Source organism: Serratia sp. (in: enterobacteria), assembly GCF_051654945.1.
GTDB lineage: Bacteria > Pseudomonadota > Gammaproteobacteria > Enterobacterales > Enterobacteriaceae > Chania.
In genome coordinates, this window is sequence record NZ_JBOFZA010000043.1 from 267,040 (window position 1) to 287,466 (window position 20,427).

The following is a 20,427-nucleotide window of genomic DNA, read 5'->3' on the forward strand; positions in this document are numbered from 1 at the left end:
CTTCTTAATGACGCGCACGGCGCAACATCCCGCCACGCGTCCCAAACAAAATCGACAGTAAAAACATCACGCTGGCGCTGAGCACAATTGCGGGGCCAGCGGGGAGTGACGCATAGTAGGACCACTCCAGACCAACCAGGCTGGCGAGCAACGCAATCCCCATTGCCACGGCCAATGTCTGTGGTAAATCTCGTGCCCAGAAGCGGGCGCAGGTCGCTGGTAGCATCATCAGCCCTACCGACATCAAGGTGCCAAGGATTTGAAATCCAGCCACCAGGTTGATCACTACCAACGCAAGAAAAAGTCCGTGGATCCACGCCAGCCAGCGTGGAGCACTGACGCGCAGAAAAGTGCTGTCAAAAGATTCAATCACCAGCGCGCGATATAGCACCGCCAGCATCACCAGCGAAACACTGGCGATAATGCCGACCATCACCATCGCTTGCGCATCTACCGCCAGGATCGAGCCAAACAGTACGTGCAGCAAATCGACGCTAGAGCCACGTAAAGAGACCAGCGTGACGCCCAAGGCCAGCGACCCCAGATAGAAACCCGCAAAGCTGGCGTCTTCTTTTAACGGGGTTTTGCGGCTCACCACCCCGGAAAGCATGGCAACGGCCAACCCGGCAATAAATCCCCCTACGCCCATAGCCACCAGCGACATGCCAGAAATCAGATAGCCGATTGCCGCACCGGGTAATACCGCATGAGAAAGCGCATCGCCCACCAGGCTCATTCGGCGCAACAGTAAAAAGACCCCGAGTGGTGCGGCGCTCAGAGAAATTGCCAGACAGGCAACCAATGCCCGGCGCATAAAACCAAAGGAGACAAAAGGATCGACTAATAGTTGGAGTAACGTCATTACGCAGCTCCTTTCTGACGAGTCGCCGTCGAATAATGCGCTAACACCCGCTCGGCATGATCCCAATGACAGCCTTCCGGGGTAAGCAACAACGCTGCGGGGAAATGGTTGGCCACGGTAGACATATCGTGCAATACGGCGATCACCGTCCTTCCCTGCCGATGCAACTGCGCAATCACCTGCAATAACAGCTGAGTGGTGGCCGCATCAATGCCAGTAAAAGGCTCGTCCAGTAAAATCAATGGCGACTGCTGGACCAGTAAACGGGCAAATAGCGCGCGTTGCAGTTGCCCGCCGGATAATTCCCCCACCGCCTCACGGGCCAGCGAACTCATGCCCACGGTAGCTAACGCGTTGGCTATTTGCTGCATGGAGCGATTATTAACGCCGCCAAACAGACCGCTTTGCGGCCAACAGCCCATGGCGACCAGATCCTGAACCAGAATAGGAAATTGGCGATCCAGCTCCGCCAACTGTGGCAGATAGGCCATCGCCGGTGCTTTACCCCCCGTAAAATTCAGTTTGCCTGCCAACAACGGGTGCAATCCGGCTAACGACTTTAACAGCGTAGATTTACCGGCACCGTTAACGCCGATCACTGCCGTTAATGAGCCAGTGGCAAAATGACCACTTAGCGCTGGAAACAAAGGGGTACGGTCATAACCGACTACGGCGTTTTGCAGCGTTATCATGGCAGCGCAACCGCCCAGGCAATGGCTAGCCAAAGCAATAGCAGCAGTACGGTAACGGCAGCACAGCGCACCAGCGCGGCTGAGCTAAACAGGGTAATGGAGAGGTTAGGCAGCATGGTTATCGCCGATAAGCACAGGAGTTATTGTAATAATATAACATCACATAAATTGACAAACCTCAAGCCGCCCTGGGTGAATAATGCAACAGAACGTAACACTCCCAGGCTATCGAGCCGAGAATACTGGATGGCTGGCAGAGCTTTTGAAGGGTAAAACTCTCAAAGCTGGGTAAAAAAGCGTTATTCCACGAAAAGTTTGCCCACCCAGGCTGGAAAAGGAGTAAGATAGCGGCATAGAATGTGATACAACCAGATATCCAAATGCTAGTGACACTAAGCCGTGGTTCCGAAGTAGGCACACTTTCTGTGAAGCAATTAAGGAAAGTGATCGTTAATCAATTATCTGAATTGGTACCGGCGCTCACCAGTGGGCTAAGCTTTTACTCCGAGAATGCACGCTATACGGAAGGTTCATTAGAAATCGTTGAGATTAACTGCATCAGTAGTAACGAGTATTCAATGAGTTACCGCTATCAATGGTCAATTTTTAACGCATGTTTGGATCTCAGCAGTGACGAATACATAAATGATTCTGTCACATTTTCCGTAACTGAAAAGGGTTTGCTGTTTGAGGTTATCGACAACTCGCGTCCGTCAACCGCTGACGAATTGTAAGTTTCGGTAATAGTGATCAGCTAGATGGCATAAAATGATTTATATTAATTATGCAGAAAGTTTATTAAGCCTGAGCTAAGCTTGACTGTATATGATGTTAAATCAGTGTACTCACAGAGTGTTATCAACACCGAAATTAAGACTGACGGGGGATGATATGGATGAGTATTCGCCTAAAAGGCACGATATTGCTCAACTCAAATTCTTGTGTGAAAATCTGTATGACGAAGGCATAGCCACCTTGGGTGACAGCCACCACGGCTGGGTGAACGATCCAACGTCCGCCGTCAATCTTCAGCTTAATGAGCTGATCGAACATATTGCTTCGTTTGTAATGAGTTTTAAAATTAAATACATGGACGAAAGTGACTTATCGGAACTGGTCGAAGAGTACCTCGACGATACCTACACGCTGTTTAGCAGCTACGGTATTAATGACTCCGATCTGCGTCGCTGGCAAAAAACCAAGGCGCGCACATTCAGATTGTTCTCAGGAGAGGACATCTGTACCACGATGAAAACTTAGGGGATAATTATCCTCAAATAATTTTATGGTTAATAAGACTAAAGGTTATCATGACAAAAATTGACTATCTGATGCGTTTGCGTAAATGCACCACGATTGAAACCCTAGAGCGCGTGATCGAGAAAAATAAGTACGAACTCTCTGACGATGAGCTAGAGCTGTTCTACTCTGCTGCCGATCATCGCCTGGCCGAACTGACTATGAACAAGCTGTACGATAAAATTCCGGTCGCCGTTTGGAAATTTGTAAGATAATCAAAGTAGCCTTGCGTTGAGCCGATAATATTATCGGCTTCAATGGCAACTCAAATTAAGCATTATCTTAAAAAATCAACTTAGCTTGCCTCTGAGCTGAAAATCGTGCAGTAGTAATTGGAAACAATTTTCAATTAACGGCGAGTGATTTTGTTTTGCACTGCGCATAAGCGCCACAGTGCGGCTAAGCAGTGGCTGTTGTAATTGAATAACGGTTAATTCTTCATCGTTTAAATGCGTGGTATAAAGCTGCGGTAAAATAGCCACCGCTAATTGTGAGCGCACCAAACCATACAGCGTTTCGAGAAAATCGACCTGATAGCGAGCTGCCAAGTTCAGCCGATGGCTTTCCGCCAATGCCGACACCAATCTACTGCTATTCCCTTTCGAAAATACCGCAATATCCCGGTTAGCCAATTGCCGCCAAGGCAGATGATGGGGATCCGCCAAGGGATCGTCACGGCGCATCACCGCCACAAACGGATCTTCCTGCAACGGATAGATCTCCACTGTATCTGGTACCGAACTGTCCAGCGCCCCGATGCCAAAGTCTATCAGCCCATTTTCCAACTGCCGCAGCAGGGAATCATTGGTTTGATCGTGGAACTCGATGCGTAAACGTGGGAAATGCTGCATGAGCAATTGCGGCACCGCAGGAAACAGCAGGCTGCTCACCGAAGGCACCAGGCCGATGCGTAGCGTGCCATCTCCTCCGGCCAACATGACGCGTTGCATATCATCAAAACTAGCATGAGCCACATTCAGCAACCGTTGCGCATGCGGCAGGATAGCAGCGCCTAGCTCCGTCAGGGTAACCGCCGAGGCCGTTCGATTAACTAACTTCCCGCCGAGCACGGCCTCGGTTTGCCGTAGTGCGCTGCTTAACGCAGGCTGACTGATCGCCAGACGGCTGGCGGTATCGGTGAAATGTCGTAGCTGTGCCAGGGTAACAAAATACTGAATCTGCTTGAGGGAAAGCGCCGGTAATCGTCGCCATGGCTCGGACATAGCTTCACCTGCCTGGAAAAGAAGTAAACGTTTGCCACAGCATAACTGTTTCTTATCACACAATAAATTAAATCATCTGTGCAAAGCTTGTGCCCCCGCCTACAGTAACTCCCTTACTCTTGTTACGGGGATTATAATGGCTACCTTTTCTGTCAGGAACGACGAACGCCAACGTGCCGTACAGGCTGCGTCAGGCCATACACCGTTTGATTTGTTGCTGATCAATGCCAATCTGGTCGATATGGTCACCGGGGAAATCCGTCTGGTTGATATTGGTATTGTCGGCCCACTGATCGCCAGCGTTCACCCTTGTGGCACTTTGCCAACGGCCCATCAAACGCAAGATCTGGCAGGGGCCTACCTCAGCCCGGGTCTGATCGATACTCATGTGCACGTCGAGAGTTCCCACCTGCTGCCAGAACGCTATGCCGAGATCGTCGTCGCACAGGGCACCACCACCATCTTCTGGGATCCGCATGAATTGGCAAACGTACTTGGCGTTGCCGGAGTGCGCTACGCGGTGGATGCCAGCCGTAACCTGCCTTTACGGGTGATCTGCGCGGCTCCCTCCAGCGTACCTTCGACGCCAGGGCTGGAAATGTCCGGTGCCGAGTTTGGTGGCTGCGAGATGGACACTATGTTGGCTTGGCCCGAAGTGGGCGGCGTGGCGGAAGTGATGGATATGCACGGTGTGCTGCACGGCAGTGAGCGAATGCAGGAAATCCTCAACGCTGGGCTGAACAGCGGCAAATTGATTGAAGGTCATGCGCGTGGTTTGAGCGGCCCGCAGCTGCAAGCCTATCTGGCTGCTGGCGTGACTTCCGATCATGAACTGACCTCTGCTGCCGATGCCCTGGAAAAATTACGCTCCGGGCTGACGCTGGAGATCCGGGGTTCCCATCCTTACCTGTTACCTGAAATCGTTGCGGCCTTAAAATCGCTGCCGCACTTCTCCTCTCAAATCACCATCTGCACCGATGACGTACCACCCGATATACTGCTGGAGAAAGGCGGCATTATCGCCCTGCTCAATCTGTTGATCGAACACGGATTGCCAGCCACCGATGCGCTACGCATGGCTACGCTCAATGCCGCCATTCGCTTGCAACGTAACGATCTGGGCCTGATTGCCGCAGGACGGATTGCCGATTTGGTAGTCTTTGACTCTCTGGAGCACCTTCAGGCCCAGCGGGTTTACGTTGCTGGCCAGTGTCTGGCAGAACAGGGCAAAATGCTGGCTCCAGTGCAAGCGACGCCAGGCGTATCCGCACCGCGTGACACGCTACACCTGCCGCCATTGGCCGCAGACGATTTCATCATGCGCATTGCTGCCATTCGTCACGGCCAGGCTACGTTGCGCCATATCAAAGGCGCGCGCTTCACCCAATGGAATGAAACCACGGTGGAAGTACGCGATGGCAAGGTGCAGCTCCCGCCGGGTTTCAGCCTGATCTGGGTACAGCATCGCCACGCCCGCCACCCGGCCAGGCCACAGTTGGCATTACTGGAAGGTTGGGGAGAATTGCGTGGGGCGATCGCCACCAGTTATTCTCATGATTCACATAACCTGGTGGTGCTGGGCCGCGATCCTCATGATATGGCGCTGGCCGCCAACGCGCTGATCGCCACTGGCGGCGGCATGGCCCTCAGCCAGAACGGTGAAATATTGGCGCAGGTGGCTATGCCGATCGCCGGTATGCTTTCCGATCTCCCTGCCGCACAGTTGGCACAGCAGTTTAAAAACCTGCGCGATTTGAGTGCCAAAGTTGCAGACTGGGAACCGCCCTACCGGGTGTTCAAAGCGATTGAAGGCACCTGCCTGGCATGTAATGCCGGGCCGCATTTAACCGATCTTGGCCTGACCGACGGCACAACACGCCAGATCGTCGATCCGCTGGTAGCCTGCTGGGAAACCCCGGCATAAGTAACATCAATAGCAGAAGGCATCGACAGTTGGTCGGTGCTTTTTTTTGGGGGGGAGCTAGAAATTGGTGGGGACCCTGCCAGCTACATCCCGGCACACACGTCACTCGCTACGGCTGCTTCCTTCCGGATCTGACCGAGTTCACAAGTTAGTGTTGCGGGAGAACCAACAGGGCCCCCATTGACGGCTTCTTAAATTGCGAAGCGGTGGGCATTATCGGTGATGGCTAACCAAATAGCAAGCCAGCCGGGCTCAACCGCTGTTTTCTTACCCATCTCGCCTGTGGCACACTAGCTGTCTGATTTTTCTCGCACAGGAAGACAGTCATGCAACCAGAAGATGCCAGCTTCAGCCAGCGTGTGTTCCATATCGTGGCCGCCATTCCTGCCGGTAAGGTCACCACCTACGGCGAAGTGGCACGGCTGGCTGGTTCACCACGTGCGGCACGTCAGGTTGGTGGCGTATTACGGCGTTTACCGGAGGGCAGCACCCTACCCTGGCACCGGGTTATTAACCGCCACGGGCAGATCTCACAGCAAGGCGAAGATTTTCAGCGCCAACGGCAGGCATTACTGGCGGAGGGAATTATCTTTGGCCCGCAAAGCACGGTTGATTTTGAGCTTTACGGCTGGCACTGGTAAAAAAACAGCCTTTGGCCAAAGGCGCAAAGGCTGTTAGGCGCGGGCAACGATATTTACATTGCAGGCGCTGGCGTATCCTGCACCGGAACCGGAACGTTTTGTACTGGTACCAGCAGCAGATCGGCCTGGGTCCCGTTACGGTTGATCACTTCCTGAATGGTGTCGGTGATGAACATCAACTGACCATTAACCGTGATCGCGGCGCTCAGGATAATGCGCGCATTGGGCTGAATTTCCGCGGGGTTATAAGGCAGTACGAACTGGAAAGGAGCCTGTTGGCCTTCGGTGCGGATTGCTCGCTGTGAAATCACTCGCGAAGGAGCATCAGCCAATGAAGCATCAGACAGGGTGACGGTCAGTACGGCATCCGGCGGCAGCGCGATACGCTGGCGAATATTGACTGAACCTTTGACCACCGGGCCCTGGATTTGCGTCTGTGAAGCCGCAGCGTTGGCCGTCTGCGTTGGCACATCTGCGTTCTTGTGGGCACAACCTGCCAGAGTGATCGTCAATGCGGCTGCTCCCCCTACCATTTGCCAGAGTTTCATGGGTCGGTCTCCTTTATTATTAGTAACATATCGGTGGCTTAAACCACTACTCCTATTAAACCTAGCACAAAACACCGACTTTACCCTATCAGACTAGCCTTAAATAACCTCATGCATCAATAAACCCGCCTGGGTTGATGGTTAACTACTCAGCAAGGATCACGCAATATATTGACGTCCTGCCATCATATTCAGCACACTGCGCAACATGATGACTAAAAGGATCGCCACTTTATGAGCCAGGCACTGCACAACCTCCTCGAACTGCTGGATTTGGAAAAAATTGAAGAAGGTTTATTTCGTGGCCAAAGCGAAGACCTGGGTTTACGCCAGGTATTTGGCGGTCAGGTCGTTGGCCAGGCAATGTATGCCGCCAAGCAGACCGTTCCTGCGGAGCGTATCGTTCACTCCTTCCACAGCTATTTCCTGCGCCCAGGGGACAGCAGTAAACCAATTGTTTATGACGTAGAAACGCTGCGCGATGGCAATAGCTTTAGCGCACGTCGCGTCAGCGCCATTCAAAACGGCAAACCCATTTTCTACATGACGGCCTCTTTCCAAAGCCCAGAGCAAGGTTTTGAACACCAGAACACCATGCCGGACGTGCCACCGCCGGAAGGATTGATGTCAGAGTCGGAAATTGCCCAAAAGCTGTCGCATATGCTGCCGGAAAAAGTGCGCGACAAGTTCATTGGCCCAAAACCGATCGAAATGCGCCCGGTGAAATTCCACAATCCGCTCAAGGGCAGCGTAGAAGAGCCTTATCGCCACGTCTGGTTCCGCGCCAACGGCACCATGCCGGACGACTTGCGTATCCACCAATATCTGCTTGGCTATGCGTCTGACTTCCATTTCCTGCTGACGGCGTTACAGCCGCACGGCGTCGGTTTTCTCGAACCGGGCATGCAGGTCGCCACTATCGACCATTCAATGTGGTTCCACCGTCCGTTCCGCATGGACGACTGGCTGCTGTACGCGGTAGAGAGCACCTCCGCATCTGGCGCCCGTGGTTTTGTGCGCGGCCAGTTCTATACCCGCGACGGCGTACTGGTAGCCACTACGGTGCAGGAAGGTGTGATCCGCAAGCGCGATGTTTAAATAGCAAAGGGGCGATGTCTCCATCGCCCCCGTTTTCGACTCAAGCCATTTTACTGGTTGTAAGCATTCTCGCCGTGGCTGTTCACATCCAGACCTTCGCGTTCCTGCTCTTCCGGTACTCGCAGCCCCACCACCGCTCCGGCCACTTTAAAGGCGATAAACGCCGCTACGCTCGACCATACCAGCGTGACGACCACACTCAACAACTGGATCCACACTTGGTGCCCCATAGTGACGCCAGCGGCATAACCAGTGCCTCCCAGGGATGAGGCGGTAAATACGCCGGTCAACAGACAGCCAACGATACCGCACACGCCGTGTACGCCAAACACATCACAGGTATCATCCACTTTCAGCCATTTCTTCAGCGTCACCACACCCCACAGGCCAGCGACGCCGCCTACCAGGCCGATAATCAGCGCGCCACCCACACCAACGGTACCCGCAGCTGGGGTAACCGCAACCAGACCGGCGATACAGCCCGAGCACGCGCCCAGCAAGGAAGGCTTACCGCGTACCACCCACTCGGCGAAGGCCCAGGAGAGGATCGCACCGGCGGTGGCTATCACCGTGTTGAGGAACGCCAGCGCCGCAATGCCGTTGGCCGCACTGGCCGAACCGGCGTTGAAACCAAACCAGCCGATATACAAGATAGAGGCACCGGTAAACACCATCGGCAGGTTGTGTGGTTTGAAGGCTTCTTTGCCATAACCGGCACGTTTACCCAGCAGATAAGCCCCTACCAGACCCGCACTGGCGGCGTTGATGTGCACCACGGTACCGCCCGCAAAGTCCAACGCGCCGTCGGTTGCCAGGAAACCACCGCCCCACACCATATGCGCAATCGGCAGATAGGAAATCGTGAACCAGATGGCCGCAAATATCACCACCGCAGAGAAGCGAATGCGTTCGGCAAAGCCCCCGACCACCAGCGCCACGGTGATACAGGCGAAGGAGCATTGGAACGCGACGTGGATCATCTGGCTGAAGGTACCGGTCAGGCTATCGATCCCGATCCCTTTAAGCATCACCGTCTGGAAGCCACCGAAGAAGGCGTTACCTTCGCTGAAGGCCAGGCTGTAGCCGTAAAGTACCCACAGCACGCAGACCAGGGCAAAGGTGACGGTCACCTGTGTCAACATTGAGAGGACGTTCTTGGAGCGCAGCAGGCCGCCGTAGAACAGGGCGACACCCGGCAAAGTCATAAACAGCACCAGCGCGGTGCAAATCATCATAAAGGCGTTGTCCGCCTTGTCTGCCACCGCCGGAGCGGCCAACGCCAAAGAAGGAACCAGGGTTACCAAACTCAGGCCTAACGTGGATAACAGTCTTTTCATTATCAATCCATCCCCATTCAGTTGACTGAGCCTGCAATCACAGAGCCGCTTCGTCGGTTTCGCCAGTGCGAATACGGATCACCCGTTGCAATTCGGCAACGAAAATTTTGCCGTCACCAATCTTGCCGGTGTAGGCCGCCTTGCTAATCACATCCACCACTTCATCCAGTTGATCATCGGCAATCGCGATGTCAATTTTCACTTTGGGTAAGAAGTTGACGCTGTACTCAGCCCCGCGATAGAGCTCGGCATGACCCTTCTGGCGGCCAAATCCTTTGACTTCGGTTACGGTCAGTCCCTGAATACCTACAGAGGATAAGGCTTCACGCACGTCCTCCAACTTGAATGGTTTGATCACCACGGTAACCAGCTTCATATTGCCTCTCCACGATTAAGCCAAAAAACCTACCCCCGCTACGAGTCATATAAAGCAAAGGCTGTGCCATAAATTATAAACTGTTTTACTTCAATAGATTACGTGGGGATTCGTGGGATCGAATGCCGATACCGGGCGAAAGCCGAGATTGCGGCCCAGAGATCCCGCACTTTTTTGGTGCAGTGCGCGTTGGGAAAGTGCAGCAGGAGGGAATTGAAAAGCGTGAATGCCTGTTGGTGGTGCGGGCTCCGGGAATGAACGGAGCCCTTACTGACTATTATGCGGGTTGAGTCTCATCACGAGTGGTGGCGGCCAACTCTTCCCCCACCAGCTGTAGCTGATACATCTGATAATAACGCCCCTGCTGCGCCAACAGTTGCTGATGGTTCCCCTGCTCCACCGCATGGCCGCGATGGAGTACCAGGATAGAATCGGCATCAACAATGGTTGAAAGGCGATGGGCGATCACCACCAGCGTTGTCTGCTCACGGATCAGGCGTAAGGCACGTTGGATCGCCTGCTCGGTGCCAGAGTCTATATTGGCGGTCGCTTCATCCAGGATCAGGATCTGCGGTGCCTGTACCAGCACGCGAGCCAAGGCCAATAGCTGTTTCTGGCCGACGGACAGATTGTTCCCCTGCTCCCCCAGACGCGTATGGATCCCTTGAGGCAAGCCACGCACCAGTTCACCTAGTTGCACCGTTTCCAGCGCCTGCCAGACCGCCTCTTCGCCGATTGCCCGGCCAAGCGTGACGTTTGCCAGCACCGACTCCGCCATTACCACCGGATCTTGCTGCACCATGGCGATGCCTTGGCGCAAAGTGCGGTGTGAAAGACTGGACAACGGGCGGCCATCGAGACGAATTTCACCTTCGCTCAGCGGGTAATAGCCCATCAGCAGGTTAGCCAAGGTGCTCTTGCCACTGCCGGTATGCCCCACCAGGGCAACAAAACCCCGCGACGGCACCTGCAAAGAGATATGTTGCAGCACTTTTTTGTCGCTGCGGTAGGCAAAGCTCAGGTCGTTGATATCGATACGGCCACTGGTCAGCGGGCGATCGTCGCTGCCATAGCTCTGCTGGCTGCGATCCATCAGCTCGAAAATACGCTCACCGGCCACCACCGCCTGCTGCAAAATCGATTGCTGGGCGGTCAGTTCAATCAGCGGTTCGTTCAGCCGGCCAAGATAGTTGATAAAGGCATACAGCACCCCCACGCCAATCGAGCCCTCGCCGCTGAAGCCAAACAGCATCAACAGCCCACAGAGCACCAAGGCAGAGAACAGGCTAAGCAGCGGCCGCAACAGGAAACCGTCCAGGCGCAGCGTCTGCATGCGGGCAGTATAATGCGAGCGGCTGGCCGCGCTCATGCGCTCACCAAAGCGGATCTGTTGGCGGAATTGCTGGATCACGCCCATACCGCTGATCACTTCATTGAAACCGTCGTTGATATCCGCCAGATAGCCACGCATTCGCCGCACAATCGGCGTGCTGTAATATTGGTAGATCCCCATCACCACTAGCACCGCCGGGAAGATGCAGATCGCCACCAGCGCCATACGCCAGTCCAGGCTGAACATCGCCACCAGCATCGCCCCGATCAGCGCCGCACTTTTCAGTACCGTCGATACCACCATCACATACAGATCTTTGATCACTTCGGTATCGTTGGTTACCCGCGAGATCAATTGCCCGACCGGTTGGGTATCAAAGGCGCTTAGCGGTTGGCGCAGAGCAGCATCCATTACGTCGGTACGCAGACGCTGGACCACTCCAACCGCAGCCCGATTAAACAGAATGGCCTGAAAATAGTGCAACGCCGCAGCAAGCAGTTCCAGCAGGATATAAGCCACCGCCAGGGAGCTGACAATCATCAGCGGCAATTGCCCTTTCGCCACATAATTATCGATAAAGTAGCTGATCAGGATCGGCCCGGCGACTTCTGCCGCCGCCGCGACCCACAGCATCAATACCGCCAACCCCAGCGGTTTACGATAAGGAGAGCCATAGGCCAGTAAGCGCTTCAGCGTTGGCCACATGTTTTGTAACTTACTCATCGGCCAAAACCTCTTCGCTGTTTTCGGGAGCCTCATCCAGCGCCGCCTCCAACTGCTGATAGCGATACATGTCGCGATACCAGCCTGGCTCGGTTGCCAATTGCCCATGTTGCCCGCGTTGTACCACCGAGCCATGTTGCATCACCAGGATTTCACTGGCTTCGGTCAGGGCCGAAAGGCGGTGCGCACTGATGATCACCGTGCGGTTTTGCCCCCAACTGCGCAGGTTATGCAGGATCTGGTGTTCGGTGCGCCCATCCACCGCTGACAGGGCATCGTCGAGGATCAGTATTTCTGCCTCCATCAATAGCGCCCGCGCAATGGAAATACGCTGCTTCTGGCCACCAGAAAGCATCACGCCACGTTCTCCTACCTCAGTCTCGTAACCCTGCGGCAAGCGCAGAATATCTTCATGCACGCTGGCCAGGCGCGCAGCCTGTTCAATCTGTTCCTGAGTGGCCGCCGGATTGCCCAACGCGATGTTGCTGGCCACGCTATCGGAAAACAGGAACGGCGTCTGGCTGACGACCGACAAACGGGAACGCCAGCCGTCGAGCTTGATTTGGCTGAGTGGCAAACCGTGATAGCTGATCTGGCCGTCATCAATATCGAACTGGCGTTGGATCAACGAGAGCAGCGTCGATTTACCCGAACCGGTTGGCCCGCATAGCCCCAGCATCTGCCCCGGCTGCAACTGCAACGCCACATCATGTAACGCTGGCTTGTTGGTTTGCGGGTAATGGAAGGCGTTGATTGCCACACTCAGGCTACCGCGCCCTGCGGGCAGATCGAGCTCACCATCTTTCACGGCAGGAGCCTCTTCCAACAAACTGCGGATACGGCCATAGGCCGCACTGCCGCGCTCGACAATGTTGAACATCCAGGCCAGCGCCAGCATCGGCCAAATCATCAGGCCGAGGTACATGACAAAGCTGGTCAGTTGGCCCAGCGTGAGGGAACCATTCACCACCATCCAGCTACCGCCGCCGATCGCCAACAGATTGGCCGCGCCGATGGCGATATAAATGGTGGGATCAAAGCGCGCATCGACTCGTGCCACGTGCATATTCTTGGCGCCGGTTTGTGCCGCCACGTCGGCAAACTGGTTGGACTGATGATCTTCCAGGCCAAATGCCTTGATCATGCGGATGCTGGTCATGCTCTCCTGGGCCTGATCGTTGAGGCTGGAGAACGCCGCCTGCGCTGACTTGAACCGCTGATGCAGCTGATCGCCGTAGTATTTGATGACGATCGCCATGATCGGCATCGGGATCAGGGAAAGCAGGGTCAATTGCCAACTGATCTGGGTGCTCATCACAATCAGCACCGCCAGCCCCATCACCAAAGAATCCACCAGCGTCAACACGCCTTCACCGGCGGCAAACACCACGCGATCGACGTCATTGGTCGCCCTGGCCATCAGATCGCCGGTGCGGTGGCGCAGATAGAAGGCCGGATTCTGGCGGCTGAGTTGGCGATAGAAGTTTTCCCGCAGTTCGACCGCAAGCTGATAGGAGGCCCCAAACAGCAGCACTCGCCACACATAGCGCAGCAGATAAACCACAATGGCGGTGCCAAGCATCAAGCCCAGCCAGGCCATCAGCACCTTGCTGGACATCTGTTCCTTGGTAACGCCGTCGACAATGATGCCGACCAGCTTAGGCGGCAGCAGTTGCAGTATGGCAATGACGATCAGCAGCACCACGGCCCCTAGGTAGCGGCGCCACTCGCGGCGAAAGTACCAGCCGATTTGAGCAAAGAGTCTCACGCAGTTTTATTCCAGACAGTATCCGACAAATTACCGGTTGCGGCCCTGCAACCTTAACATTCAACAGTAGAGTGAAGATGTCACTCTGGCACGGGCAGCGCCGTGGTGTATTTGATTTTTTCCATGGCGAAGCTGGAAGTCACATCGATCAGCCCCGGCACGCCGGTCACCAGGCGTTTATAGAAATTGTCATAGCTTTTCATGTCCGCCACCTCGACCTGCATCAGGTAATCGTACTCCCCCGCCATGCGGTAAAACGCCAACACCTCCGGCATCTGCGCGGTGAGGTCGACAAACTTCTGATACCACTCGCTGCTGTGCTGCTGGGTTTTTATCAGCACAAACGCCGTCAGGCCAAGCCCGAGCTTTTCATTATCCAGCAGCGCCACACGCCCACGAATGTAACCTTCATCCTCCAGCCTTTTCAGCCGTTTCCAGCAGGGCGTTGAGGTCAGGTTCACCGCTTCGGCCAGCACTTGCAGCGATTGCGTACAGTCCTGTTGCAGCATGCACAGCAGTTTACGGTCAGTTTTATCCAGCATAGGGGGTTTTCATAGAAAATATTTCTCTCATTAGGCGATTAAACAGGAAAAATGGCAATCCTTTTTTCTCAGCGAAACGCTATGCTACACCTCAAACAACCTTGCTGAACTTCAAGCTACGGCTTGCAAGGCGGCGGGTTTAAGCCCCCTATATTGAGGCCAGAATATGACAAACGCTTGGGTAAAATATGCTATCGGTGAAATAGAAGCGGATTTCCAACGCTCCGCCGATACCCACCTGATCCGCTTAAACCTGCCGGAATTCCCTGGCATCTATCTTTACCTGAAAGATGAGAGCACCCATCCCACCGGTAGCCTGAAACATCGTCTGGCGCGGTCATTGTTCCTTTATGGGCTATGCAACGGCTGGATCAACCAGAATACGCCGATTATTGAAGCCTCTTCGGGCAGCACGGCGGTATCTGAGGCCTATTTTGCCCGCCTGCTCGGCCTGCCGTTTATCGCGGTCATGCCTTCCTGCACCGCCAAGCGTAAGGTGGAGCAGATCGCCTTCTACGGTGGCCGCAGCCATTTTGTCGATCATGCGGCACAGATTTATGCGGTATCGGAGGAGTTGGCCAAAGAGTTGAACGGACATTATATGGATCAGTTCACCTTTGCCGAACGTGCTACCGATTGGCGCGGCAACAACAACATCGCCGACAGCATTTTCCGCCAGATGGAACGCGAACCGCACCCGATCCCGAAACACATCGTGATGAGTGCAGGCACCGGTGGCACCTCGGCCACGCTGGGACGCTACATTCGCTATCAAGGCCATGATACGCAGCTCACCGTGGTCGATCCGGAAAACTCGGTCTTCTACGACTGTTACCATCATGGCGATCGCACCATCATCGGCAGCTGTGGCAGCCGCATTGAAGGTATTGGCCGCCCACGCGCTGAACCATCGTTTATCCCTTCGGTGATCGACAACATGCTGCGCGTACCCGATGCCGCCAGTATTGCCACCATTTATTGGTTGGAAAACATTCTGGGCCGCAAGGTAGGAGCCTCTACCGGCACTAACGTCTGGGGAGCGCTGCAATTAGCCAAGCAGATGCGGGAAAAAGGCGAGCAAGGTGCTATCGTCACCCTGCTATGCGACAGCGGCGAGCGCTATCTGGATACCTATTACAATAGCGACTGGGTCAGCAATAATATCGGTGATTTGACGCCTTACCGCGCTCAACTGGCTAACTTGTCAGGTGAATAACTTATTAAGTTAGTAGGATTATCCAGAAGGGCGCAGCGTGCAGCGCCCTACGGAGCGAGTAATCATTCGACTCAGGGAATAAAAAAAGCCGGGTAGTCATACCCGGCCGGCTGTAATAGTAATACCTCAGAATTCGGGGGAATAGGTGAGGTGTGGTGAACGCAGCCAATGTTGCAAATAGTGAGCCACCGCCTGATGTTCGCAGCGGCCGATAATCTGTAGTTGCGGCAACAGGGATTTCAACTGTGGCAAGGCATTGCCCATCACCACGCCGTGCCCGACGCCTGCCAGCATTTCCTTGTCATTCATCGCATCGCCAAAGGCCATACAATCCGCCAGCGTCAGCCCCAAATGTTGGCTGAGCCGCTCCAATGCCGCCCCCTTGTTGCAGCCTTTTGGCAGCACTTCGAGACAATCGTAGGCCGAGAAGCACAGATCGGCACGAGTCCCAAAATGCTCACTCAACTGTGACTGCAACTCAACCAACTCTTCATGGGGGGCACAGAAACAGACCTTGCTGTTGCCCAATGCGGACAGGCGGCGCAGGTCGGTCAGTTGGAAATGAAAACCGCTTAGATGATGGGCAGCCAGCATTTCCGGTACCGCATGTTCGGTCAACCACCCTTCATCACGAAACACGTGCATGCTGGCAGAGGTACGCCAATGGGTATGCAAAACCTCTTCGGCAATCTCCGCGGGTAAGTCCGTGGCGTGCAGTTGCTGCCCATGCAGGTCATAAACGCGAGTGCCGTTACCGGTGATCAGATAACCCTGCAAACCCAGTTGAGCCATGATTGGCTGGGCATCGAGGTAATGCCGTCCGGTGGCAAAGGTCACTACCATCTGCCGGTCGATCAGCTGATTTAACGCGCTCAGCGTTTCCGATCCGACACGGTGATCGGGGGTCAGCAGGGTGCCATCCATATCGAAAGCGGCCAGGCGGTACATAGAAACCTCGTAACTGTGAGCACAATGGCAATCAACGCAGTATGGGGTGGTATTTACGGAAGTAATAGTGAACAATTTGCATAAACACTTCCTGATTTAAACTTCATCGCTTGCAGCACTTGGGATAACGCTATGCGTCTGGTTCACCGTCTCGGTCAGTATCAACGTTTGTACCACCAGCTAGGCAGCGCCCCGGTGGCGATCACTATCGGTGAGTTGGCAGCGATATTCTATTGCAGTGAACGGCATGCCCGCACACTGGTGCAGCAGTTGCAGGAACAAGGTTGGCTAAGTTGGCATTCCCAGGCTGGCCGAGGTAAACGCGCGCAGCTGCAATGCCTGAAAACCCCCGATGAACTGCGAGCAGCGCATCTCCAGCGCTTACTGCAACTGGGCGATCATCAGGGGGCATTGGAAATGGCGCAGCTTGCGCCACAGCATCTGCAAGAGTTGCTTAGCCCCCACCTCGGCGGGCAATGGCAGGAAGGCAGCCCAACTCTGCGTATTCCCTATTACCGCACGCTGGAAAAGCTCGATCCGCTGACGCTAAGCGGCCGTGCGGAACAACATTTGGTGGCGACCGTGTATGCCGGATTGACGCGCTTCAATACCGGTTGCCCCGAGCCACAGCCCGATCTGGCCCATCATTGGCAAATCAGCGAGGACGGCCTGCGTTGGCAGTTTTTCCTACGCAGCCAATTACGCTGGCATAACGGCGAAGCCCTGACCGGCCAACAGCTGTTGCAAACCCTCAACACCCTGCGCCAGCATCCACGCAGCCAACCCTTATTGAGCAGCGTAGCGGCAATCAGCCTGCCGCATGCGCTATGTATCCAGTTCGATCTGCATATACCCGACTATTGGCTAGCACATCGGCTGGCAGAGCTGCCCTGCCTGATAACACATCCGGATTTACCGGCCAGCGGCGCTGGCCCCTTTAAATTGGTGCTCAACGAACCGCATATGGTAAGGCTGGAACAACACCCCTATTACCATCTGCAACATCCTTATCTGGAAAGCATCGAATATTGGATCACACCGGAGTTGCCAACTAACAGTAGCGACACCAGCTGCCTGCACCCGGTTCGTATCACCATCGGCCAACAGGAAGAGCTGGCACAGGCGCGGCCGGTACAACGCAGTATGAGCCTGGGATGGTGCTATCTGGCAATTAACCAGCGCCGTGGCGTACTGAGTGAAGCTCAGGGGCAAAAGTTGCTGATGCTCATCCAGCGCTCAGGATTATTGGCCAGTCTGCCAATCCAACAAGGGGTGATCACGCCAAGCCACGAAATGCTGCCCGGCTGGGCGATCCCCGAGCATGATGTACACCAGGACGTTGAGCTGCCCTCTCGATTGACGCTGTTGTACCATCCACCGATCGAACTGGAGAGCGTCACGCAGGCTTTGCAGCAATTGCTGGCCGAGCATGGCTGCCAATTGGAGATCCGCTATTATTCCGGCAAACGTTGGCAAAGTACCGAGCAGATAGCCCAAGCCGATCTGTTGCTGGCCGATAACCTGATTGGTGAGGCCCCGGAGGCGACGTTGGAGAGTTGGCTGCGGCGCGATTTGTTGTGGCGGGGGATCTTGCGGGAAGAGGACTGGCAGCTGCAACAGCGGATCCTGCGGCAGATCCAGCAGCACCCCGCGCCGCAACAGCGTTACAGCCAGCTAAAAGGGTATTATCAACAGCTGATGGGGGCCGCGATCCTCACCCCCTTATTCAATTATCAATATCAGGTCAGCGCCCCTCCCCGCATACATGGCGTCATGCTCACCGCCTATGGCTGGTTTGATTTTTGTCAGGCCTGGTTGCCCCCACCGCTGGATGATTAGGTTGCTCTACGTTCTATCTGCCATTTCTGATAGCATCCCCTCCGTAGCGTCAGGTTCAGGCAAGTCACGCCGTAGCCTGGCATAAACCGGCCGCCCGAGTGTGCATCGGGAGTGGCCCAACAGAAAAGGTAGATTTATGAAGCGCGCAGTCGTCGTTTTTAGCGGTGGACAAGACTCCACGACCTGCTTGATCCAGGCATTGCAACAGTATGATGAAGTTCACTGCATCACGTTCGATTATGGCCAGCGTCATCGTGCCGAAATCGAGGTGGCCCAGGCTTTGTGCCAAACCCTGGGAGCCAAGGCGCACAAGGTGTTGGACGTGGGACTGCTCAATGAGTTGGCGATTAGCAGCCTGACTCGCGATAACATTCCGGTGCCCGCCTACGACAGTTCGCAGACGGATGCCTTGCCAAGCACCTTTGTGCCGGGCCGCAACATTCTGTTCCTGACCTTGGCGGCAATTTATGCTTACCAAGTGGAAGCTGAAGCCGTGATCACCGGCGTGTGCGAGACCGACTTCTCTGGCTACCCGGATTGCCGCGATGAGTTCGTCAAGGCCCTGAATCAGGCCATCGTGCTGGGGATCGCACGTGATATTCGCTTTGAAACGCCGTTGATGTGGCTCAACAAGGCCGAAACCTGGGCACTGGCGGACTATTACCAGCAGTTGGAACGCATCCGTCACGATACGCTCACCTGCTATAACGGCGTTCAGGGCGACGGCTGCGGTGGATGTGCAGCCTGCCACCTGCGGGCTAATGGGTTGCAGCAGTATCAGCAGGATAAGGTCGGCGTGATGGTCAGCCTGAAACGCAAAACCGGACTGGTTTAAGCCCTCTCACCCCAGCCCTCTCCCAATGTCACTACCGTGGATATCATGAACATTCGTTAGGGGGGAGCCAGTGCGGAGCCGGGGTTGGGAACGGTGCTAATCTGAGCACCGGAACAAATCAAGTGGCACGGACAGTCCCCTCGCCTTCGGGTGAGGGGCAATGCCAATCACGATATCCACTCAGCCCTGCAAATCCTTTTGCTGTAACGCCACCAGATGTTCACGCAGTTCGCCTTCGATCGGCAGTGCCCGCTGGGTTTTCAAATCGATACAGACGAAGGTCAGCGTCGCGTCAGCGACCTGTGTGCCCTCCGGCTCCAGCAGTACCTGCTGGCTCAGTACACCGCTCTTGCCATTGAGCTGCAACATCTGGCTATCGATGCGCAGCTTATCACCCAACACGGCGGGCTTACGGTAATTGATATTGATGTTCACCACGATAAACGCAATGTTGTTTTGCGTCATCCAGTGGAAAGCCTCCAGGTTCTCCAGCCATTCCCAGCGCGCCTCCTCCAGGAACTCCAGATAACGGGCATTATTAACATGTTGATAGACATCAAGATGATAGCCACGAACTTTGATATAAGTCTGCATAGTGAAACAACCGCTCCTGCTCTGGTGAATGCGATGGGTGACTGGTATGACCTGTTAAATGTAGCAGAAATGTAGCAGAGCGGTGCGACTGCGCGAACACTTTGCCACGCAGCCGCGAGCGGGATCACATTTTCAGGCGATCACGATTTCTTTCCACCAAGGAAGGTCCAATCCCCGGCACCTCCTGCAATTGATCTATTTCGCTAAACGGACCGTTCTGTTCGCGGTAACGCACGATAGCCTCCGCCTTTTTCAGACCTACCCCGTTCAGCACGCTGGCTAACGCCTCGGCATCTGCCTGGTTAATGCTGACTTTGGTTTCGCTTTGCCCTTCAGTGCTAACGGGAACATTGGCTTTGGGCGATACCGCAGTGGCCGCGGGTTGCCCTTGAGCAGCCTTTTCTGCCGCCATGGCAGGGCTCCCCATCAGGCCGAACAGTACCGCCACCAACAGCAGTTGGCGGGCGACAGAAAAACGACCAATGGCTTTATTTTCGCTAAGTTGCATGCTGTTTCCTCCTTGTGTTTGACAGCTTGGTTACCTTGACGCAGTGACGGAGGATCGGCAAATGGCAGAGTTTAAATGTGGAAAAGGCCGCGAAAGCGGCCTTTGAATATTACAAGCTGTT

21 protein-coding genes and 1 other RNA gene are annotated in these 20,427 nt (G+C 54.8%); 9 read left to right on the top strand and 13 right to left on the bottom strand.

Features of this window, described 5'->3' with window-relative positions:
* Nucleotides 1–4 precede the first annotated feature (4 nt).
* Nucleotides 5–862 carry a metal ABC transporter permease gene (locus ACRDCA_RS07320; protein WP_438688931.1) on the bottom strand — a complete coding sequence of 286 codons (858 nt, stop codon included), beginning with the start codon at nt 860–862 and terminating at the stop codon, nt 5–7.
* On the bottom strand, nt 862–1,554 hold the full coding sequence (locus ACRDCA_RS07325) for a metal ABC transporter ATP-binding protein (RefSeq protein ID WP_438688932.1): 693 nt from the start codon (nt 1,552–1,554) through the stop codon (nt 862–864). Before ACRDCA_RS07325 ends, ACRDCA_RS07320 begins: the two co-directional genes overlap by 1 nt.
* Before the next feature lie 380 nt (nt 1,555–1,934).
* Between ACRDCA_RS07325 and ACRDCA_RS07330 the strand changes: the two genes are divergently transcribed.
* The 3 genes from ACRDCA_RS07330 (at nt 1,935) to ACRDCA_RS07340 (ending at nt 3,068) form a co-directional block, all read left to right on the top strand.
* Entirely contained in the window at nt 1,935–2,288 is a 354-nt protein-coding gene (locus ACRDCA_RS07330; RefSeq protein WP_438688933.1) for a hypothetical protein, read from the top strand.
* A 157-nt stretch (nt 2,289–2,445) separates the two neighbouring features.
* Nucleotides 2,446–2,814, top strand: coding sequence for an Hha toxicity modulator TomB (tomB, locus tag ACRDCA_RS07335; RefSeq protein WP_438688934.1), 369 nt, complete (start codon nt 2,446–2,448; stop codon nt 2,812–2,814).
* 50 nt (nt 2,815–2,864) lie between these two features.
* Nucleotides 2,865–3,068, top strand: a complete 204-nt coding sequence (locus ACRDCA_RS07340; RefSeq protein ID WP_021180142.1) for an HHA domain-containing protein — start codon at nt 2,865–2,867, stop codon at nt 3,066–3,068.
* Nucleotides 3,069–3,143: 75 nt separating this feature from the next.
* On the opposite strand, the gene ACRDCA_RS07345 is transcribed toward ACRDCA_RS07340, so the two are convergent.
* Complete coding sequence (locus ACRDCA_RS07345; RefSeq protein WP_438688935.1) at nt 3,144–4,076, bottom strand: LysR family transcriptional regulator; 933 nt, start codon at nt 4,074–4,076, stop codon at nt 3,144–3,146.
* A 136-nt stretch (nt 4,077–4,212) separates the two neighbouring features.
* Here ACRDCA_RS07345 and ACRDCA_RS07350 point away from each other — a divergent pair, with 136 nt between their 5' ends.
* Nucleotides 4,213–6,000: an adenine deaminase gene (locus ACRDCA_RS07350; RefSeq protein WP_438688936.1), complete on the top strand. Its 1,788-nt coding sequence runs from the start codon at nt 4,213–4,215 to the stop codon at nt 5,998–6,000.
* A gap of 74 nt (nt 6,001–6,074) precedes the next feature.
* Here ACRDCA_RS07350 and ffs read toward each other — a convergent pair.
* Nucleotides 6,075–6,171: signal recognition particle sRNA small type (gene ffs, locus ACRDCA_RS07355), an RNA gene on the bottom strand.
* 155 nt (nt 6,172–6,326) lie between these two features.
* Between ffs and ACRDCA_RS07360 the strand changes: the two genes are divergently transcribed.
* Nucleotides 6,327–6,641: an MGMT family protein gene (locus tag ACRDCA_RS07360; protein ID WP_438688937.1), complete on the top strand. Its 315-nt coding sequence runs from the start codon at nt 6,327–6,329 to the stop codon at nt 6,639–6,641.
* Nucleotides 6,642–6,694: 53 nt separating this feature from the next.
* Here ACRDCA_RS07360 and ACRDCA_RS07365 read toward each other — a convergent pair whose 3' ends face one another.
* Nucleotides 6,695–7,189, bottom strand: coding sequence for a YbaY family lipoprotein (locus ACRDCA_RS07365; protein WP_438688938.1), 495 nt, complete (start codon nt 7,187–7,189; stop codon nt 6,695–6,697).
* Between the two features lie 234 nt (nt 7,190–7,423).
* On the opposite strand from ACRDCA_RS07365, the gene tesB reads away from it, so the two are divergent.
* A complete protein-coding gene (gene tesB / locus ACRDCA_RS07370; RefSeq protein ID WP_438688939.1) occupies nt 7,424–8,287 on the top strand; it encodes an acyl-CoA thioesterase II in 864 nt (287 codons plus the stop codon).
* Between the two features lie 50 nt (nt 8,288–8,337).
* Here the strand turns inward: tesB and amtB are convergent, their stop codons facing one another.
* The 5 genes from amtB to ACRDCA_RS07395 all read right to left on the bottom strand — a co-directional run bounded on the left by amtB (nt 8,338) and on the right by ACRDCA_RS07395 (nt 14,366).
* Nucleotides 8,338–9,624 carry an ammonium transporter AmtB gene (amtB, locus tag ACRDCA_RS07375; protein WP_438688940.1) on the bottom strand — a complete coding sequence of 429 codons (1,287 nt, stop codon included), beginning with the start codon at nt 9,622–9,624 and terminating at the stop codon, nt 8,338–8,340.
* A gap of 37 nt (nt 9,625–9,661) precedes the next feature.
* Complete coding sequence (glnK, locus tag ACRDCA_RS07380) at nt 9,662–10,000, bottom strand: P-II family nitrogen regulator (protein WP_004949337.1); 339 nt, start codon at nt 9,998–10,000, stop codon at nt 9,662–9,664.
* A gap of 277 nt (nt 10,001–10,277) precedes the next feature.
* Nucleotides 10,278–12,056: a SmdB family multidrug efflux ABC transporter permease/ATP-binding protein gene (locus tag ACRDCA_RS07385; protein ID WP_438688941.1), complete on the bottom strand. Its 1,779-nt coding sequence runs from the start codon at nt 12,054–12,056 to the stop codon at nt 10,278–10,280.
* The gene (locus ACRDCA_RS07390; protein ID WP_438688942.1) at nt 12,049–13,824 is read right to left on the bottom strand and encodes a SmdA family multidrug ABC transporter permease/ATP-binding protein; all 1,776 of its coding nucleotides are present in this window, start codon (nt 13,822–13,824) and stop codon (nt 12,049–12,051) included. Before ACRDCA_RS07390 ends, ACRDCA_RS07385 begins: the two co-directional genes overlap by 8 nt.
* An 80-nt stretch (nt 13,825–13,904) precedes the next feature.
* Complete coding sequence (locus tag ACRDCA_RS07395; protein ID WP_025120356.1) at nt 13,905–14,366, bottom strand: Lrp/AsnC family transcriptional regulator; 462 nt, start codon at nt 14,364–14,366, stop codon at nt 13,905–13,907.
* A gap of 166 nt (nt 14,367–14,532) precedes the next feature.
* Between ACRDCA_RS07395 and ACRDCA_RS07400 the strand changes: the two genes are divergently transcribed.
* Nucleotides 14,533–15,582, top strand: coding sequence for a PLP-dependent cysteine synthase family protein (locus tag ACRDCA_RS07400; protein ID WP_438688943.1), 1,050 nt, complete (start codon nt 14,533–14,535; stop codon nt 15,580–15,582).
* Between the two features lie 126 nt (nt 15,583–15,708).
* On the opposite strand, the gene cof is transcribed toward ACRDCA_RS07400, so the two are convergent.
* On the bottom strand, nt 15,709–16,530 hold the full coding sequence (gene cof, locus ACRDCA_RS07405) for an HMP-PP phosphatase (protein ID WP_438688944.1): 822 nt from the start codon (nt 16,528–16,530) through the stop codon (nt 15,709–15,711).
* Nucleotides 16,531–16,662: 132 nt separating this feature from the next.
* Here cof and ACRDCA_RS07410 point away from each other — a divergent pair, with 132 nt between their 5' ends.
* Nucleotides 16,663–18,369: an SgrR family transcriptional regulator gene (locus ACRDCA_RS07410; RefSeq protein WP_438688945.1), complete on the top strand. Its 1,707-nt coding sequence runs from the start codon at nt 16,663–16,665 to the stop codon at nt 18,367–18,369.
* Between the two features lie 136 nt (nt 18,370–18,505).
* Entirely contained in the window at nt 18,506–19,204 is a 699-nt protein-coding gene (gene queC, locus ACRDCA_RS07415) for a 7-cyano-7-deazaguanine synthase QueC (protein WP_438688946.1), read from the top strand.
* Between the two features lie 180 nt (nt 19,205–19,384).
* On the opposite strand, the gene ACRDCA_RS07420 is transcribed toward queC, so the two are convergent.
* The gene (locus ACRDCA_RS07420) at nt 19,385–19,798 is read right to left on the bottom strand and encodes an acyl-CoA thioesterase (RefSeq protein ID WP_438688947.1); all 414 of its coding nucleotides are present in this window, start codon (nt 19,796–19,798) and stop codon (nt 19,385–19,387) included.
* 124 nt (nt 19,799–19,922) lie between these two features.
* Nucleotides 19,923–20,306 (bottom strand): ComEA family DNA-binding protein, encoded by a 384-nt coding sequence (locus ACRDCA_RS07425; protein ID WP_438688948.1) that lies wholly within the window; start codon nt 20,304–20,306, stop codon nt 19,923–19,925.
* Between the last annotated feature and the right edge of the window lie 121 nt (nt 20,307–20,427).

Bases quoted from the DNA above. Each gene is read 5' to 3' on its own strand.
- ACRDCA_RS07320 (WP_438688931.1), bottom strand. From the start codon at position 862: ATGACGTTACTCCAACTATTAGTCGATCCTTTTGTCTCCTTTGGTTTT.
- ACRDCA_RS07325 (WP_438688932.1), bottom strand. From the start codon at position 1,554: ATGATAACGCTGCAAAACGCCGTAGTCGGTTATGACCGTACCCCTTTG.
- ACRDCA_RS07330 (WP_438688933.1), top strand. From the start codon at position 1,935: ATGCTAGTGACACTAAGCCGTGGTTCCGAAGTAGGCACACTTTCTGTG.
- tomB (WP_438688934.1), top strand. From the start codon at position 2,446: ATGGATGAGTATTCGCCTAAAAGGCACGATATTGCTCAACTCAAATTC.
- ACRDCA_RS07340 (WP_021180142.1), top strand. From the start codon at position 2,865: ATGACAAAAATTGACTATCTGATGCGTTTGCGTAAATGCACCACGATT.
- ACRDCA_RS07345 (WP_438688935.1), bottom strand. From the start codon at position 4,076: ATGTCCGAGCCATGGCGACGATTACCGGCGCTTTCCCTCAAGCAGATT.
- ACRDCA_RS07350 (WP_438688936.1), top strand. From the start codon at position 4,213: ATGGCTACCTTTTCTGTCAGGAACGACGAACGCCAACGTGCCGTACAG.
- ACRDCA_RS07360 (WP_438688937.1), top strand. From the start codon at position 6,327: ATGCAACCAGAAGATGCCAGCTTCAGCCAGCGTGTGTTCCATATCGTG.
- ACRDCA_RS07365 (WP_438688938.1), bottom strand. From the start codon at position 7,189: ATGAAACTCTGGCAAATGGTAGGGGGAGCAGCCGCATTGACGATCACT.
- tesB (WP_438688939.1), top strand. From the start codon at position 7,424: ATGAGCCAGGCACTGCACAACCTCCTCGAACTGCTGGATTTGGAAAAA.
- amtB (WP_438688940.1), bottom strand. From the start codon at position 9,624: ATGAAAAGACTGTTATCCACGTTAGGCCTGAGTTTGGTAACCCTGGTT.
- glnK (WP_004949337.1), bottom strand. From the start codon at position 10,000: ATGAAGCTGGTTACCGTGGTGATCAAACCATTCAAGTTGGAGGACGTG.
- ACRDCA_RS07385 (WP_438688941.1), bottom strand. From the start codon at position 12,056: ATGAGTAAGTTACAAAACATGTGGCCAACGCTGAAGCGCTTACTGGCC.
- ACRDCA_RS07395 (WP_025120356.1), bottom strand. From the start codon at position 14,366: ATGCTGGATAAAACTGACCGTAAACTGCTGTGCATGCTGCAACAGGAC.
- ACRDCA_RS07400 (WP_438688943.1), top strand. From the start codon at position 14,533: ATGACAAACGCTTGGGTAAAATATGCTATCGGTGAAATAGAAGCGGAT.
- cof (WP_438688944.1), bottom strand. From the start codon at position 16,530: ATGTACCGCCTGGCCGCTTTCGATATGGATGGCACCCTGCTGACCCCC.
- ACRDCA_RS07410 (WP_438688945.1), top strand. From the start codon at position 16,663: ATGCGTCTGGTTCACCGTCTCGGTCAGTATCAACGTTTGTACCACCAG.
- queC (WP_438688946.1), top strand. From the start codon at position 18,506: ATGAAGCGCGCAGTCGTCGTTTTTAGCGGTGGACAAGACTCCACGACC.
- ACRDCA_RS07420 (WP_438688947.1), bottom strand. From the start codon at position 19,798: ATGCAGACTTATATCAAAGTTCGTGGCTATCATCTTGATGTCTATCAA.
- ACRDCA_RS07425 (WP_438688948.1), bottom strand. From the start codon at position 20,306: ATGCAACTTAGCGAAAATAAAGCCATTGGTCGTTTTTCTGTCGCCCGC.